Source organism: Thermohalobaculum sp. (assembly GCF_058622915.1).
This window is the reverse complement of the sequence record NZ_JBZSYN010000067.1, coordinates 1-15,379: the sequence shown is the minus strand read 5'-3', so window position 1 is coordinate 15,379 and position 15,379 is coordinate 1. Positions and strand designations below refer to the sequence as shown.

Genomic DNA, 15,379 nt, shown 5'->3' with positions numbered 1-15,379 from the left:
CGCGTTGCCGGGTCGCGGATTTCGTCGAGAGCTCCGGTCGACTCACCCTCAGCGACCTCGCCAGGCGCGACAGCGTTCACATCACCGACGTCTCCCGCTCGCTCCAGCTCGCGTTCCTTGCACCCGACATCGTCGAGCGCATCATCGATGGCGCGCAGCCGACCGGACTCACCTCCGAGACACTGAAGCGTATCGGCGAGCTGCCCCTTGCCTGGGACGAGCAGCGACTGCTGCTCGGTTAGCCTCATGCCACCACAGACAGGCGCGAGGTCCGCGCCTACGGTGTCGTGGGAGGGCGCCGCCATCCCGGGCCCCGCGCTCGTGCCCATCGGAATTTGGTTTGGAGGCCTACAGAGCAGATTTCCCAGTGCGTGCCTGAGAGCCGGTGAAATGGTGCTCTCACCCCTGGAAAGTCGCTCAGCACGCCGCGATACGTCGCACAAGCCTCCGAAATGACGTCACTATTCCGGAGACGCCAGAGTGCCGCCAATTCGGCAGGACTGCGTGGTGGGCCCGGCAGGACTCGAACCTGCAACCGAACCGTTATGAGCGGTCCGCTCTGACCATTGAGCTACGGGCCCGACCGTAGCGGCTGATTACGTCCCGCGCCGGGGCAGGTCAACGTCCCAGCCCGGTTTCCAAGCCGCGACGCCTGCGATAAAGCAATCCGAGCCGACAGGAGCTCGCGCCATGACCAACCGCCCGAACCACCTGACCTACCGCGACGCCGGCGTCGACATCGACGCGGGCAATGCGCTGGTCGAGCGCATCAAGCCCGCCGCCCGGGCGACGCTGCGGCCGGGCGTGATGGCCGGGCTCGGCGGCTTCGGAGGGCTCTTTGACCTGGCCGAGGCAGGCTACCGCGACCCGGTGCTGGTCGCCGCCACCGACGGCGTCGGCACCAAGCTCAGGATCGCCATCGACACCGGCCGTCTCGACGGCATCGGCATCGATCTCGTCGCCATGTGCGTGAACGACCTGGTCTGCCAGGGCGCCGAGCCGCTGTTCTTCCTCGACTACTTCGCCACCGGCAGGCTGTCCGTGGACGCGGCTGCCCGCGTCATCGAGGGCATCGCCGCAGGCTGCCGCGAGGCCGGCGCCGCGCTGATCGGCGGCGAGACGGCCGAGATGCCGGGCCTGTACGCCGCCGGCGACTTCGACCTCGCGGGCTTCGCGGTCGGCGCCGTGGAGCGCGGAGCGGTCCTGCCCGCGCCAACCCACCCCGGCGACGTGCTCATCGGCCTGGCCTCCTCTGGCGTGCACTCGAACGGCTACGCGCTGGTGCGCCGCATCGTGCACGACAGCGGCCTCGGCTGGGACGCCCCCTGCCCGTTCGGCGAGGGCCATTTGGGCGCCGAACTGCTGACGCCGACCCGGATCTACGTGAAATCCGCGCGCGCGGCGATCCGCACCGGCGGGGTGCGGGCGCTCGCGCACATCACCGGCGGCGGGCTGACCGAGAACCTGCCGCGCGTCCTCGGCCCTGAGACGGTCGCGGCCGTCGAGCTTGGCGCCTGGCCGCTGCCGCCTGTCATCGGCTGGCTGATCGGCCAGGCCGGATTGGCCCAGGCCGAGGTCCTGCGCACCTTCAACTGCGGCATCGGCCTGGTGTTGGTGGTGGACCCGGAGGCGGCCGAGCCGGTCGCCGCGGCCCTGGGCGAGGCCGGCGAGACGGTATTCCGCATCGGCCGGCTCGTCGACGGAGACGGCCCGGAGGTGCGCTATGCCGGCACCCTGACATGAGCCGGCCGGCGGTCGGGATCCTGATCTCGGGAACCGGCTCGAACATGGTGGCGCTGGTGCGCGCCATGCACGACGGGCGCGTGCCGGCCCGGCCCGCGATCGTGGTCTCGAGCGAGCCGGAAGCGGCGGGGCTCGAGAAGGCCCGCGCGCTGGGGGTGGCGACGGCCGCGCTCGATCATCGGCGGTTCGGCTCCAACCGGGCGGCCTTCGACGCCGAGGTCAATGCCCGGCTGCGCGACGCGGGCACCGAGATCGTCGCCTGCGCCGGCTTCATGCGCATCATGACGCCGGTGCTGATCGATGCCTGGGCCGGGCGCATGCTCAACATCCACCCCTCGCTGCTGCCACTGTTCCGGGGGCTCGACACCCATGCCCGGGCGCTGGCCGCCGGGGTCTGCGTGCATGGCGCCACCGTGCACGAGGTCACTCTCGACCTCGATGCCGGGCGCATCCTCGGCCAGGCGGTCGTGCCAGTCATGCCCGGCGACTCCGCCGAAAGCCTCGCCGCCCGCGTGCTCGAGCGCGAGCACGTCCTTTACCCCCGCGTGCTGGCGGCCTTCGCCCGCGACCCGGAAGCGGCCCGGCGCAACCCCCTGGCGCTTTTCCCGGGCCCCTGAGCCCACCGCAGACGCCGCTGCAACTAACCGCTGTGCGCCGGGCCGGAGCCCCGTTAGGATTGCGCGCAACCGATCCCGGGGGGGCTGCAATGAAATATCATCACCTGATCGAGGACGACGCCGGCGTCTCGCGCTTCGCGGACGGAGAGATCGCTCTCGAGCTCAAGGACTTCGCGCCGCCCGCCCCGCCGCTCTATCTCTCCGCCTTCGAGCCGGCCGCACAGCTCGCCTTTCTCATCCTGCCACCGGGCTGGCAGGGAGCGAGCCATCCCTCCCCCGCGCGGCAGGTGGCGCTTTGCCTCGCGGGCACGCTGCTGGTCGAAGCCGGCGACGGCACCTGCCGCGAGATCCGGACGGGTGACATCTGGCGAATGGAAGACACGCAGGGCGCGGGCCACGAGACGCACGTCATCGGCGAGGAGGAAGTTCGCCTCGCGATGGTGCAGCTCGCCTGATCCCGGCGCGATTGCGCTCCCCGACGGCCCCTGCGGCGAGCGGCGGCTCAGCCGACGATCTCGATTTCCGAGAAGAAGAAGCGGATTTCGACCTTTGCGTTGTCGTCCGAGTCCGAGCCATGCACCGAGTTCTCGCCGATCGACACGGCGAACTCCTTGCGGATCGTGCCCGCGTCGGCCTTGGCCGGGTCGGTGGCGCCCATGACCTCGCGGTTGCGCGCCACGGCGCCCTCGCCCTCGAGCACCTGCACCACCACAGGCGCCGAGGACATGAACGTCGTCAGCTCGTCATAGAAGGGGCGGCCGGCGTGGACTTCATAGAATTTCTCGGCCTCCGCCTTGCTCAGCCGGATGCGCTTCTGGGCGACGATGCGCAGGCCCGCCTCCTCGAGCTTGGCGTTGATCGCGCCGGTCAGGTTGCGCTCGGTCGCGTCGGGCTTGATGATCGAAAGCGTACGGGTTACGGCCATCTGCGGCTCCCTCTCGGTTTCCTCTGGATAGGCGCACGCGGGCCGCGCGCCGCCGGGAATTGCGGGCGCCGGATAGCACGGGGAACGGGCGGATGAAAGCGCATTTCGAGATGATGGCGGCCTACAACGCCTGGGCCAACGCGCGCCTGCTGGCGGCGGCGGCGGAGCTGGACGAGGCGGCCTACCGCGCCGATCTCGGTGCCTTCTTCCGCTCGGTGCACGGCACGCTGAACCACCTCATCGTGGCCGACCGCATCTGGCTGGCGCGTTTCCGCGGCGAGCCGCCGCCCGACTTGCGCCTCGACCAGATCGTGCATGATGGGCGCGACGCGCTGGCGGCCGCGCGGCGCGCCCTCGACGCCGAGATCGTCGCCTTCGTCGACGGTCTGACGCAGGCGCGGCTTGAGGCCGAGTTCGTCTACCGCCCGGTGACCCGTCCGGGCGAGGTTCGCCAGAAGCTGGCTCCGGCGCTGGCCCACTTCTTCAACCACCAGACGCACCACCGGGGGCAGGCGCATGCGCTTCTCACGCGGCTGACCGGCGCCGCCCCGGCACTCGACCTGATCTATTTCCAACGCGAGGGCTGAGGGATGTACTTCGACGACCTGCCTGTGGGCTACAGCTACGAGACCGGCGAGAGGACGCTGAGCGAGGAGGATATCCTGGCCTTCGCGCGCCAGTGGGACGCGCAATACTTCCACACCGACCCCGAGGCGGCGAAAGACTCGCCCTTCGGCGGGCTGATCGCCAGCGGCTTCCACACCCTGCTGACCGCCTTCAACCTGCTCCTGCAGGCGAATGTGTGGAACGAGGCGTCGATGGGCTCGCCGGGTTTCGAACACCTGCGCTGGATCCGGCCGGTGCGCCCCGGCGATACGCTGCGCGTGCAGGCCGAGGTGACCAGCTCCAGCCCCTCCAGCTCGCGCCCCGACCGCGGCCGCACCGGGTTCCACCAGGTGGTGCTCAACCAGCGCGACGAGGTGGTGATGACCTATGACAGCATGGTGATCCTGGCCCGCCGGCCGGGCTCCTGACCAACCCACGGCGACCACGCGCGGCCGGCCGGAGATCGCCGCGGTGCCGTTAACCATGAAAATCGTCCATAGAGACTTTAAAATAGAATCAATGGCTTAACCTAGCGTCCAAATTTGGACACCCTGTGCGACCGGTCTCGCGCAGGCTGGACGCGCGGCACCGCCTCTGCTACCGGCACGCCTCATGCTCACGATCCGTGACCTCTCCTTCCCCATGGCCGGCCAGCCGCTGTTCACGGGGGCCTCGGCGCAGATTCCGGCTGGCGCGCGCGTCGGTATCGTGGGGCGCAACGGCAGCGGCAAGACCACGCTCTTCCGGCTGATCCGGGGCGAGCTGAGCCCGGATGCGGGCACGATCTCGCTGCCGCCGCGCGCCCGCATCGGCGGCGTGGCGCAGGAGGCGCCGAGCGACGCCCGCTCGCTGGTCGAGACCGTGCTGGCGGCGGACGCCGAGCGGGCCCGGCTCGTGGCCGAGGCCGAAGTCGCGACCGAGGCGCACCGGATCGCCGAGATCCAGACGCGACTGACCGATATCGGCGCCCACTCGGCCGAGGCGCGGGCCGCCTCGATCCTCGCGGGACTGGGCTTCGACGCGGCGGCGCAGGCGCGCCCCTCGGCCGAGTTCTCGGGCGGCTGGCGCATGCGGGTGGCGCTGGCGGCGGTGCTGTTCTCCGCACCCGACCTCCTTCTCTTGGACGAGCCGACCAACTATCTCGACCTCGAGGGGGCGACCTGGCTCGAGGGCTTCCTCGCGCGCTATCCGCACACGGCGCTGGTGATCAGCCATGACCGGGGGCTCTTGAACCGGGCGGTCGGGCACATCGTGCACCTGCACGACAGGCGGCTCACGGTCTACGCCGGGGGCTACGACAGCTTCGACCGGGTGCGGCGCGAGAAGCTGGCGCTGCAGGCGGCGATGGCGAAGAAGCAGGCGGCCGAGCGGGCGCATATCCAGGCCTTCGTCGACCGCTTTCGCTACAAGGCCTCGAAGGCACGGCAGGCCCAGTCGCGGCTGAAGCTGCTCGAGCGCATGCAGCCGATCGCGGCGGCAATCGAGAACCCGGTGCCCGCCATCGTGCTGCCTCAGCCCGAGGAGCTGGCGCCGCCGCTGATGACCGTCGAAGCCGCCAGCGCCGGCTATGACGGCCGGGCGGTGCTCACGCGGCTGGACCTCAGGATCGACCAGGACGACCGCATCGCGCTCCTGGGCGCCAACGGCGAGGGCAAGTCGACGCTGGCCAAGCTGATCGCGGGGCGGCTCGCGCCGATGGCGGGGACCCGGCGCGCGTCGCCGAAGCTCCGGGTCGGCTATTTCGCCCAGCACCAGCTCGACGAGCTGAGGCCCGCCGAGACGCCGCTCGAGCATATCCGGCGGCGCCGGCCCGACGCGCCGCCCGCAAGGCTGCGGGCGATTCTGGCGGGCGGCGGGATCGGCGTCGAGATCGCCGAGAACCCGGTGGAGAAGCTCTCGGGCGGGCAGAAGGCGCGGCTCCTTTTGGTGCTGGCGGCGCTCGATGCACCGCATCTGATGATCCTCGACGAGCCGACCAACCACCTCGACATGGAAAGCCGCGAGGCGCTGGTCACGGCGCTGAACGACTATCGCGGCGCGGTGATCCTGATCACCCACGACGCCCACCTGATCGAGCTGGTGGCCGACCGGCTGTGGCTGGTGCGCGGCGGGCGGGTTGTGCCCTACGAGGAGGACCTCGAGAGCTACCGCCGGATGCTGCTCGCCCGCGAGGGCGGCAACGGCGGCGGCGCCGGCGCCCCCAACCAGCGCAAGGAGCGCCGGCGCGAGGCGGCCGAGGGGCGCCGGGCGCTCGCCCCGCTCAGGGCCGCGCTGCAGGCCGCGGAGGCACGGCTCGAGAAGATCGCGGCCATGCTGGCCGAGATCGACCGGCATCTCGCCGACCCGGCGCTCTACGAGAGGCCGGCGCAGCGCATCGAGGCGCTGCAGGCCAAGCGCGGCGAGATCGTCGCGGCGCAGGACCGCGCCGAGGCGCTGTGGCTCGCCGCGGCCGAGGCGCTGGAAGCGGCCCAGCAGCGCGAGGCCGGTTAGGAGCGGATCGGCCGCCGAGCCCCCCGCAGACGGGGTGGGCACGCGTGCCCACATAGTCATGTCATTGATTTTATTGAATTCTCTCTGTGCCCGGCTTTCATAGTCAACGCGTCGCGACCGGCATTATGTATCAACGGCACCAAGCCCGGCATAGCCTTCCGACCCGCTGATCCGCCACAATGGCGGCATGGCTCAGTCGCCGGTCATCTATGCCCTGAAGCACAAGCGCGCCGTTATCTCCGGCGAGCTGCGCAAGGCCGAGGACCGCTGCGCCGCAATGCGCCAGCACCTGGCCGCGCTGGACCAGACCTTGAAGCTGATGGGCTACGAGGGCGATCCGCAGGACATACGGCCCATCAAGTCCTGCAGGCGGCTCTTTCCCAAGGGTGAGTTGCCACGGGCCATCATGGGCATTCTCAGGACCGCCAATGGGCCTATGACGGATGGGGAGCTTGTGGCCCGCGTCATGGCCATGAAGGGGCTGGACCCGGACAATCCCGATCTGCGGCGCACGGTGCTGGAGCGGGTGAAGGCGACTAGGAAGCGATTAGCCGAATAGCGCCCCGCCTCGCTCCATCAAGTCCAACCTAAGAAGGGAGAAGCGGCATGAATGACCGTCAACGCGATGCCTTGTTCCGAATCCTTATGGCGTCCATGGCGTCCAGTCCCAAGTGCGCCTTTCAAATTCTTGAAGCGATCGAAGACTCAATCGCCCGTCGCGAAGCTGAATCCATCGTCGAGCCGAAATCTCAAAGTGCTTGTCTTGTAGAGGTTTCTCACGAGCCTTCGCCATCAGAAATGTAGACCCCGTTTCGTCCATAGCATCAATGTAGCTTTGATAATCAAATTTCCTGTTTCGTGTAAGAATGTGATCAACGCATGCACAAACTAAAATAGCCCTCATCGCTCGCTCGTTCTCATTGTTGGGATGTAAATAATCAAGAACATCTTGTTTGTAGTTCCATTCGCTTGGAATGGGCCCGGTTCTAAATGCCAAGGCAATTCCACTAAAGACAACATATCTCATTGTTTCCGGTAACGAATCTAAAAACTCGAGAATAATTTCTCTTGGCTCTTTCTGTTTTGCCATTTTCAATCACCGCGATTCTTTCGACAGAATGATCCCAGATCACGCCGCCCGCTGCCAGTAGCCCTTCCACGCCCGGCTGACCGGCGAGTGCAGGGCGGCGGTGGCCAGCTTCTTGAATTGCCCGCCGTTGTCGGTGCGGCACTGATCCTCGCGCCACGCGGCCTCGTTCGCGTACTGATAAAGGTATTGCGGCGAGACGTGGTGGTGCTGGCCGGTGACGGCGCGGCGCAGGCGGGAGAAGTAGCTTTCGGCCTGATTGGTGCAGGCATCGCCGTCCGAATACATCTCGGTATGGTTGATGCGGCGCGTCTCGTAATGGGCGTGGAGAATATCCCAATGCGAGGCTTCGTCGGCGTGGACGATGGAGCCGAGCGAGACGCGGCCCCGGACGATCTCGACGCCCTGGGCCTCGCGCTTCACGACGAAGGGCAGCACGCGGCCGGTGCGCTGCGCCAGCGCGATCACGACGCGGCGGTCGGCGTCCTTGTTCTCGGCCAGCCGGCGGTCCTTGCGGTCCTCGCGGCGGTTCTCCGGGCGGACGTGACCGCCGAAGTAGGCGCCATCGACCTCAACCGCGCCGTCGAGCTTCACGGCATCGTTGCCCTTCGCCATCGCCTCGCGCAGCTTGTGCGCCAGGACGTAGGCCGTCTTGTATTGGCAATCGAGATCGCGGGAGAGCTGCAACGCCGAGATGCCCTTGGCGCAGTTGACGAAGATGCAGATCGCGGCCAGCAGGTCGGCAAAGTCCATCTTGCGGCTGGCGAAGATGGTGCCCGACGTGGCCGAGAAGGACTTGCCGCAGGCCCGGCACTTCCACTTGCGCCGCGTCGAGATAAAGTATGGCTCGACCGTACCGCACTCGGGGCAGAAAGGCTCGCCGCCGTTCTCAGCGAAGCGGATCTTCGCGAACGTCTCGAAAGCCTGATCGTCGCTCATGCGGTAGATATCGCGGAGCTTGAGCGTCCGGGCCTTGGCAGAGAGAAGGAAGTGTTGAGCCATCGTACTATCCTCGTTACCTTGGTAACGTATATAGTACGTTGACGTATCCCTTACAAGGGCATATGTATCGTTTCCGATACCTTTTTACGCGGAGGCGATACCATGCAGGAACGCACCGACTGGGAGACCCGCGTTGCCAATCTCCTGAAGGCTGAGTTGAAGCGCCATGGCGTGACCTACGGCCAGCTTACCCGACGGTTGGCGGAGATCGGGGTTGACGACAAGGAGGTGAACATCCGAAACAAGCTGTCGAGGGGTAAATTCTCGGCGGTGTTTTTGATCCAATGCTTAGAAGCTATCGGAGCGCAATCCTTGCGATTGGACTGATATGCTTCCCCCTAGTGGTAATAGGCCAAGGTCCAGAGAATCTTGGTTCCGATCAGCCAATAGAACAGCAGCCCGCAAAGGCTCAAGCCGCCCCAAAGGCCACCCCAGAATCGCAGGCGGTTGCCAAGGGGGCCGGCGCACCAGCTCAACCAACCACAGATGCTCATAATCACAACGCCGCCAATAAGAAAAATGGCGAAGCGCAAGGGAACCCATTTCAATTCTGGGGGGATACGTGGGCGCAATGGCTCATGGCGGGAACTGGCGTTCTCGCGCTGTTTGTCAGCACGTGGGCTGTTTGGCTGGTCCGTGGCACGCTGGTTGAATCCCGCAAGGGCACTGAAGCGGCTATTCGCGCCGCGAAGGCCGCTGAAGATACTGTTGACGTTACGAGTGATATCGGTCGGCGACAAATAAGGGCCTATGTCGGGATCGACACGGTTAGATTGCATATGAGCCCAGGAGGAATTGCCGGAACGATTGTCGGCGTCATAAATACGGGGCAAACTCCCGCCAAGAATTTGATTTCGAGAATCACTTTCACGGCTCGCCCCTATCCATCCGATGCCCCGCTGCCAGTTCCCGAGAAAGAACCGCCCGCACGGTCCCGAGCGATCCTGCCGAGCGGAAAAATTGTCACAATCGAAAATGTCGTAATCCCCATCCCCTTTGAGCCCCAATACCAACGGGACATTGCCAACCGAAAGGCGGCAATATTTGTTCATGGGGTCTTCACGTACGATGATATTTTCGATGAGCCCCATACAACTAAGTTCTGTCTCTTTTTCACAGGCGCTTGGGGCGGCGAGCGCAAGATGGACGTTTACCATACCGGCAACGAGGCTGATTAACCCGATCAGAATCGCGCGGCTAATCACGGCCCGCACCTTTGGTGCGCTTGATACATAATGCCGGTCGCGACGGGCGACATGTCCGCGCGTCATGTTGCGGCTCGACGGCCCCGCCGCGACCCGGGTCACGCGACTGATACCGGGCCCCGGCCCCCGAGCCGGGGCCCTGCTCGCGCCGCCGATTCCGAGAGGCCCCGGATCAAGTCCGGGGCCGATACGGTGGTCGAGTGAGCCGGGCGCGCGGACGGCCGGGGATCACTCCTCCAGCCGCGTCACGATCACCGTGGTCACGGGCTTCTTGCCCCAGTGATGCACGGCGACGCTGCGTGCGGCGCGGGTGGCGACCTGCTCGAGCTCGGTGTCCGAGCGCCGCACCTTCTTCGGCGCGCGGTCGATGGCGTCGTCCACCGCCTCGCCGATCATCTCGTCGAGCGGCGCGTGCCAGCCCTCGCCGTCCCTGGGCGCGCCGAGGCAGCGCACCTCCGAATCCGCGACCAGCTCGCCCTCGGCGTCGACCGTGACGGCGACGACGACGTGGCCGTTGCGCGCGGCCTTGAGGCGCTCGCGGATGACGCCGTCCATGGCTCCGACATGCGCGCGGCCGTCGAGATAGACGCGGCCGGTCTCGACGTGCTCGACGACACCCGGATCGTTGCCGTCGAGGCGGACCACCGTGCCGTTGGGCGCGACGACCGCCTGCGGCACGCCCCAGACCTTCGCCGAGCGGGCGTGCTCGACCAGATGCCGGTGCTCGCCGTGGATCGGCACCGAGACGCGAGGCCGGATGGCGCGGTAGAGCCGCTTCAGGTCGTCGCGCCGGGCGTGGCCGGAGACGTGGATACGCTCGACCTCGGCGTCGATGACGCGCACACCCGCCTCGCTCAGACCGTTGTAGAGACGGTGGACGCCGGCCTCGTTGCCGGGGATGGTGCGGGTGGAGAACAGCACCGTGTCGCCCTCCTTGAGCTTGACCGTCGGGTGCGTGCCCTTGGCGATGCGGGCGAGCGCGGCGCGCGCCTCGCCCTGGCTGCCGGTGACCAGGTAGAACAGGCTGCCGGCGGGGATGTTCCCGGCCTCGCGCTCGCTGACGACGGGCGGGAAGTCGGGCACCTGCCCGGTCTTGACCGCCATCTCGATCATCTGGCGCATGGCACGGCCGGCAACGACGATGCTGCGCCCGGCATCGCGCGCGGCGATCGCCAGGGTCCTGAGCCGGATGACGTTCGAAGCGAACGAGGTCGCCGCCACCGCGCCGGGCGCATCGGCGATCAGGCGGCGGATGTCGGGCACCACCTCGGCCTCGGAGCCGGCGCGGCCAGGCAGGAAGATGTTGGTGGAGTCGCAAGCCATGGCCTGCACGCCCTCGGCGCCGAACGCCTCGAAGGGGTGGATGTCGAAGGGCCGGCCCAGGAGCGGCTCGGGATCCATCTTGAAGTCGCCGGTATGCAGCACGTTGCCCACGGGCGTGCGGATCGCCAGCATCGAGCCCTCGGGGATCGAATGCGTCACGTCGAGCCATTCCACCGAAAACGGCCCGGCCTCGATGCGCCGGCCAATGTCGACCTCGCGGATCGGCTCGTGGTCGAGGCCGGCCTCGTCGAACTTCGCGCGCACGATCTCGGCGGCGAAGGGGCGCGCATAGATCGGCACCTTCAGCTTCGGCCAAAGATGCGGCAGCGCGCCCACATGGTCCTCGTGGCCATGGGTGACGACGATGGCCTCGAGCCGGTCGCGCTGGGGCAGCAGGGCCTCGAGATCGGGGAGCACCAACTCGATGCCCGGCGCGCTTTCCATGTCGCCGAAGCCGACGCCCAGATCGACCATCAGCCAGCGGCGCCGGTCCGGCGCGCCGAGGCCGTAGAGATAGCAGTTCATGCCGATCTCGCCAGCGCCGCCGAGGGCGACATAGACGAGCGGCCCGCCCGATGAATCAGCCATACTTGCCTGTCTTGTTGAATTCGTGGATGAGCACCAGCCCCTTCACGGTCAGGTCCCCGTCGACAATCTCGATCGTCTCGGTGCCGCGGTCGAACAGCGGCGCCAGACCGCCCGTGGCGATGACGCGCATCTTGCGCCCGCGTTCCGTCGCCAGGCGCGCGCAGATGCCCTCGATCAGCCCGACATAGCCCCAGAAGATGCCCGACTGCATGCAGTGCACGGTGTTGCGGCCCAGCACGTGGGGGGGCATGGTGACGTCGATGCGCGGCAGGTGCGCGGCAGCATGGTGCAGCGCGTCGAGCGAGAGGTTCACCCCCGGCGCGATCACGCCGCCGACATAGGCGCCGTCATGGGCGACCACGTCGAAGGTGGTGGCGGTGCCGAAGTCGACCACGATCAGCTCGCCGCCATAGTCGTGATAGGCCGCGACGGTGTTGGTCAGGCGGTCGGCCCCGACCTCGGCCGGCGTGTCGACGCGCACCTTGACCGGCAGCTTGCATTCGGGCTTGCCCACCACCAGCGGGCGGGTGTTGAAGTAGCGGTCGCACAGCACGCGCAGGTTGAACAGCGTCGCCGGGGCGACGTTGGAGATCACCACCGCGTCGATCACCGCCGGCTCGTGGCCGTTGTGCTGCATGAGCTCGCGCAGCCAGACGAAATACTGGTCAGCGGTGCGCACGCTTTCCGTGTTGCAACGCCACTCGGCGACGAATTTCTCGCCGTCGTAGAGCGCGAAGACGGTGTTGGTGTTGCCGACGTCGATGGCGAGGAGCATGGGCTCACTCCGCAAAATGAACATCCCCCGCGGTGATCCGCCTGGGGCCGTGCGCGGTTCTTAGGATAAGGGCGCCCTCGGCGTCCACATCTTCGAAGGTGCCAAAGAGCGTCGCGTCGGGCAGGCCCACCTCGATGCGCTTGCCCAGATGCGTGGCGCGGGCCAGCCACGCCGTGCGCACGGCGGCGAAGTCCGCGACCCCGAGCCAGTGGTCGAGGCGGGCGGCGAGGACGGTGAGCGCCTCCTCGAAGCCGGGCGCGCGGCCGGTCTCGGCGGCCAGCGAGGTGGGCGGCCAGCGGCAGGTCGCGGGGTCGGGGTGGTGGGCGAGATTGACGCCGATGCCGATGGCGAGGTTGGCCGCATGGCCGGCGTTCGGACCGAGGTTCTCGAGCAGGATACCCGCTGCCTTGGCGCCGCCCACCAGCACGTCGTTCGGCCACTTGGTGGCGATCGGCACCCCGGGCGCGAAGAGTGCAAGGAGATCGGCCACCGCGAGCGCGGCATGGAAGGACAGGCGCGCCAATGCTGCCGGCGGGTCGTCGCGCGCGATCAGCAGGGTGGCGGCGAGGTTGCCGGGCGCTGAGCTCCAGGAGCGGCCCTGCCGGCCGCGGCCCGCGCTCTGGCGCCGCGCAGCGATCCACAAGGGGCGCGGGATGCCGAGCCGGCGGCGCGCCTCGGCGTTCGTCGAGTCGACCTCGTCGAGGATCAGCCGGTCGTAGCCCGCAGGCCAGCCGTCCATCTAGTGGATCAGCGCCTGCGCCGCGCCGAGCGCCAGCTCGGGCACGCCGAGGCCGCCGAGGAAGGGCAGCCAAGCGCCCGCCATCAGGATCGCCGCGCCGCCGAGCGCCGCCGAGCGCAGCACGCCGAGGCGCAGGTCGAGCGGCTTGTCGGGCTCGGCCAGGTACATCACGCGGATGATGTTCACATAGTAGTAGGCGCTGATCACGCTGGCGATGGCCCCGGTCACGGCGAGCGGCGTCAGCCCTGCGTCCACCGCCGCCTTGAACACGAAGAACTTGGCGAAGAAGCCGACCAGCGGCGGGATGCCGGCCAGCGAGAACAGCAGCACCGCCAGCGCCAGCGCCTGGGTGGGCCGGGTGCGCGCCAACCCCGAGAGGTCGGAGATGCCGACCACGGGCTGGCCGTCGCGCTCCATCGCGATGATGAAGCTGAACATGCCGACGTTCATCACCAGGTAGATGACGAGGTAGATCAGGAAGGCCTGGACGCCCTCCTGCGTGCCGGCGGCCAGACCGACCAGCGCGTAGCCCATGTGGCCGATCGAGGAATAGGCCATCAGCCGCTTGAGGTTCCATTGCCCGATCGCCGCGATGGCGCCGAGGAACATCGAGGCGACCGAGATGAAGATGAGGATCTGCTGCCAGGCCTCGACCGCGTGGCCGAAGCCGGCGAACAGCGCCCGGGCGAACAGCGCGCCGGCGGCGATTTTGGGCGCGGTGGCGAAGAAGGCGGTCACCGCGGTGGGCGAGCCCTCGTAGACGTCGGGCGTCCACATGTGGAAGGGCACGGCCGAGATCTTGAAGGCCAGCGCCGCGCAGATGAAGACCAGGCCGAAGGTCAGCCCGAGGCCCACGCCGTTGCTCTGGATCACCTGGGCGATGGTGGCGAACTGCACCGAGCCGGTGTAGCCGTAGACCAGCGAGGCGCCGTAGAGCAGCATGCCCGAGGACAGCGAGCCGAGCACGAAGTACTTGAGCCCGGCCTCGGTCGAGCGCACCGAATTGCGGTTGAACGCCGCGATCACGTAGAGCGAGAGCGACTGCAGCTCAAGCCCCATGTAGAGCGGGATCAGCCCGCCCGCCGAGACCATCAGCATCATGCCGAGCGTGGCGGTGAGGATGAGGATCGGGAACTCGAAGCGCAGGATGCCGCGCCGCTCGAGATAGTCCTCGCCGATCAGCAGCATCAGCGGCGAGGCGAACAGGATCATGGATTTGGTGAAGCGCGAGAAGTCGTCCATGATGAAGTCGCCGCCGAAGGCGCGGCCTTGCGGCGCGCCGCCGGTCGCGATCCAGAAGCCCAGCGCCAGCATGAGCGCCGCCGCGCCCCAGACGATGCGCTGGGTCTGCCGCTCCTGCCCGCCGTAGACGCCGAGCATCAGGAGCGCCATGGCGCCCAGCGCCATGAAGATCTCCGGCAAGGCCAGTGCGATGTAGCCGCTCATTCGCCAGATCCCCCAGTCATATCCTCAGCGCTGCGCCAGCTGCACGTGGTGCCCGGCCTGGGCGAGCGCGGTGTGCACGCCCTGCAAAAGCGAGCCGACGGTCGGCCCGAACAGGTCGGTCGCGAGGCTCGGGTAGACGCCCAGCAGCAGCACCATGACGACGAGCGGGACGAAGCAGGTCAGCTCGCGCCGGTCCAGGTCGCGGATGGTCTTCAGGCTCTCCTTGATCAGCTCGCCGAACACCACCCGGCGATACAGCCACAGCGCGTAGCTGGCACTGAGGATCACGCCGGTCGCCGCGAAGAAGGCGGTCCAGGTCGAGGCCTGGTAGACGCCGACCAGAGAGAGGAACTCGCCGACGAAGCCTGAGGTGCCGGGCAGGCCCACATTGGCCAGCGTGAACAGCATGAACACGGCGGCATAGACCGGCATCCGGTTGACCAGCCCGCCGAAGGCGGCGATCTCGCGCGTGTGCATGCGGTCGTAGATGACCCCGACCACGAGGAACAGGGCGCCCGACACGAAGCCGTGGCTGAGCATCTGGAATACCGCGCCGTCCACGCCCTGCTGGTTGGCGGCGAAGATACCCATGGTGACGAAGCCCATATGCGCCACCGAGGAGTAGGCGACGAGTTTCTTCATGTCCTCCTGCATCAGCGCCACCAGCGAGGTGTAGACGATGGCGATCACCGAGAGGGTGAAGACGAAACCGCTCATCACGTCGGAGGCGACCGGGAACATCGGCAGGCTGAAGCGCAGGAAGCCGTAGCCGCCGAGCTTCAGCAGGATGGCGGCCAGCACCACCGAGCCCGCGGTCGGCGCCTGCACATGGG

17 protein-coding genes, 1 tRNA gene and 1 pseudogene are annotated in these 15,379 nt (G+C 67.7%); 9 read left to right on the top strand and 10 right to left on the bottom strand.

Annotation, left to right across the window (positions count from 1 at the left end):
* Positions 1 to 242: pseudogene (locus AC32QD_RS05660) on the top strand (hypothetical protein); the annotation flags it as partial.
* A gap of 263 nt (positions 243 to 505) precedes the next feature.
* Here the strand turns inward: AC32QD_RS05660 and AC32QD_RS05655 are convergent.
* A tRNA-Ile gene (locus tag AC32QD_RS05655) sits at positions 506 to 581 on the bottom strand.
* Positions 582 to 690: 109 nt separating this feature from the next.
* On the opposite strand from AC32QD_RS05655, the gene purM reads away from it, so the two are divergent.
* The 3 genes from purM (at position 691) to AC32QD_RS05640 (ending at position 2,815) form a co-directional block, all read left to right on the top strand.
* Complete coding sequence (gene purM / locus AC32QD_RS05650) at positions 691 to 1,743, top strand: phosphoribosylformylglycinamidine cyclo-ligase (RefSeq protein ID WP_492009508.1); 1,053 nt, start codon at positions 691 to 693, stop codon at positions 1,741 to 1,743.
* Positions 1,740 to 2,360, top strand: a complete 621-nt coding sequence (gene purN, locus AC32QD_RS05645; protein ID WP_492009507.1) for a phosphoribosylglycinamide formyltransferase — start codon at positions 1,740 to 1,742, stop codon at positions 2,358 to 2,360. Before purM ends, purN begins: the two co-directional genes overlap by 4 nt.
* 89 nt (positions 2,361 to 2,449) lie before the next feature.
* Complete coding sequence (locus AC32QD_RS05640) at positions 2,450 to 2,815, top strand: cupin domain-containing protein (RefSeq protein WP_492009506.1); 366 nt, start codon at positions 2,450 to 2,452, stop codon at positions 2,813 to 2,815.
* 47 nt (positions 2,816 to 2,862) lie between these two features.
* Here the strand turns inward: AC32QD_RS05640 and ndk are convergent, their stop codons facing one another.
* Positions 2,863 to 3,285: a nucleoside-diphosphate kinase gene (gene ndk, locus AC32QD_RS05635; RefSeq protein ID WP_492009505.1), complete on the bottom strand. Its 423-nt coding sequence runs from the start codon at positions 3,283 to 3,285 to the stop codon at positions 2,863 to 2,865.
* Between the two features lie 92 nt (positions 3,286 to 3,377).
* Between ndk and AC32QD_RS05630 the strand changes: the two genes are divergently transcribed.
* From AC32QD_RS05630 to AC32QD_RS05615, 4 genes are all read left to right on the top strand, one after another.
* Positions 3,378 to 3,872, top strand: coding sequence for a DinB family protein (locus AC32QD_RS05630; protein WP_492009504.1), 495 nt, complete (start codon positions 3,378 to 3,380; stop codon positions 3,870 to 3,872).
* 3 nt (positions 3,873 to 3,875) lie between these two features.
* Positions 3,876 to 4,319: a MaoC family dehydratase gene (locus tag AC32QD_RS05625; protein ID WP_492009503.1), complete on the top strand. Its 444-nt coding sequence runs from the start codon at positions 3,876 to 3,878 to the stop codon at positions 4,317 to 4,319.
* A gap of 184 nt (positions 4,320 to 4,503) precedes the next feature.
* Complete coding sequence (locus AC32QD_RS05620) at positions 4,504 to 6,381, top strand: ABC-F family ATP-binding cassette domain-containing protein (RefSeq protein ID WP_492009502.1); 1,878 nt, start codon at positions 4,504 to 4,506, stop codon at positions 6,379 to 6,381.
* A 187-nt stretch (positions 6,382 to 6,568) separates the two neighbouring features.
* Positions 6,569 to 6,940, top strand: coding sequence for a hypothetical protein (locus tag AC32QD_RS05615; protein WP_492009501.1), 372 nt, complete (start codon positions 6,569 to 6,571; stop codon positions 6,938 to 6,940).
* Between the two features lie 84 nt (positions 6,941 to 7,024).
* Here AC32QD_RS05615 and AC32QD_RS05610 read toward each other — a convergent pair whose 3' ends face one another.
* A complete protein-coding gene (locus AC32QD_RS05610; protein WP_492009500.1) occupies positions 7,025 to 7,471 on the bottom strand; it encodes a hypothetical protein in 447 nt (148 codons plus the stop codon).
* Positions 7,472 to 7,510: 39 nt separating this feature from the next.
* Positions 7,511 to 8,470, bottom strand: a complete 960-nt coding sequence (locus AC32QD_RS05605) for an IS1595 family transposase (RefSeq protein ID WP_492009499.1) — start codon at positions 8,468 to 8,470, stop codon at positions 7,511 to 7,513.
* A gap of 102 nt (positions 8,471 to 8,572) precedes the next feature.
* Between AC32QD_RS05605 and AC32QD_RS05600 the strand changes: the two genes are divergently transcribed.
* Entirely contained in the window at positions 8,573 to 8,797 is a 225-nt protein-coding gene (locus AC32QD_RS05600; protein ID WP_492009498.1) for a DUF6471 domain-containing protein, read from the top strand.
* Between the two features lie 11 nt (positions 8,798 to 8,808).
* On the opposite strand, the gene AC32QD_RS05595 is transcribed toward AC32QD_RS05600, so the two are convergent.
* The 6 genes from AC32QD_RS05595 to AC32QD_RS05570 all read right to left on the bottom strand — a co-directional run.
* Positions 8,809 to 9,741 carry a hypothetical protein gene (locus AC32QD_RS05595; RefSeq protein WP_492009497.1) on the bottom strand — a complete coding sequence of 311 codons (933 nt, stop codon included), beginning with the start codon at positions 9,739 to 9,741 and terminating at the stop codon, positions 8,809 to 8,811.
* A gap of 162 nt (positions 9,742 to 9,903) precedes the next feature.
* Positions 9,904 to 11,586, bottom strand: a complete 1,683-nt coding sequence (locus AC32QD_RS05590) for a ribonuclease J (RefSeq protein ID WP_492009496.1) — start codon at positions 11,584 to 11,586, stop codon at positions 9,904 to 9,906.
* Positions 11,579 to 12,361: a type III pantothenate kinase gene (locus AC32QD_RS05585; protein WP_492009495.1), complete on the bottom strand. Its 783-nt coding sequence runs from the start codon at positions 12,359 to 12,361 to the stop codon at positions 11,579 to 11,581. The genes AC32QD_RS05590 and AC32QD_RS05585 overlap by 8 nt, the downstream gene beginning before the upstream one ends.
* Before the next feature lie 4 nt (positions 12,362 to 12,365).
* Positions 12,366 to 13,100: a biotin--[acetyl-CoA-carboxylase] ligase gene (locus AC32QD_RS05580; RefSeq protein ID WP_492009494.1), complete on the bottom strand. Its 735-nt coding sequence runs from the start codon at positions 13,098 to 13,100 to the stop codon at positions 12,366 to 12,368.
* Entirely contained in the window at positions 13,101 to 14,546 is a 1,446-nt protein-coding gene (gene nuoN, locus AC32QD_RS05575; protein WP_492009493.1) for an NADH-quinone oxidoreductase subunit NuoN, read from the bottom strand.
* A 24-nt stretch (positions 14,547 to 14,570) separates the two neighbouring features.
* Positions 14,571 to 15,379 (bottom strand): NADH-quinone oxidoreductase subunit M (locus AC32QD_RS05570; RefSeq protein ID WP_492009492.1); only part of this gene is annotated, 809 nt, incomplete at its 5' end.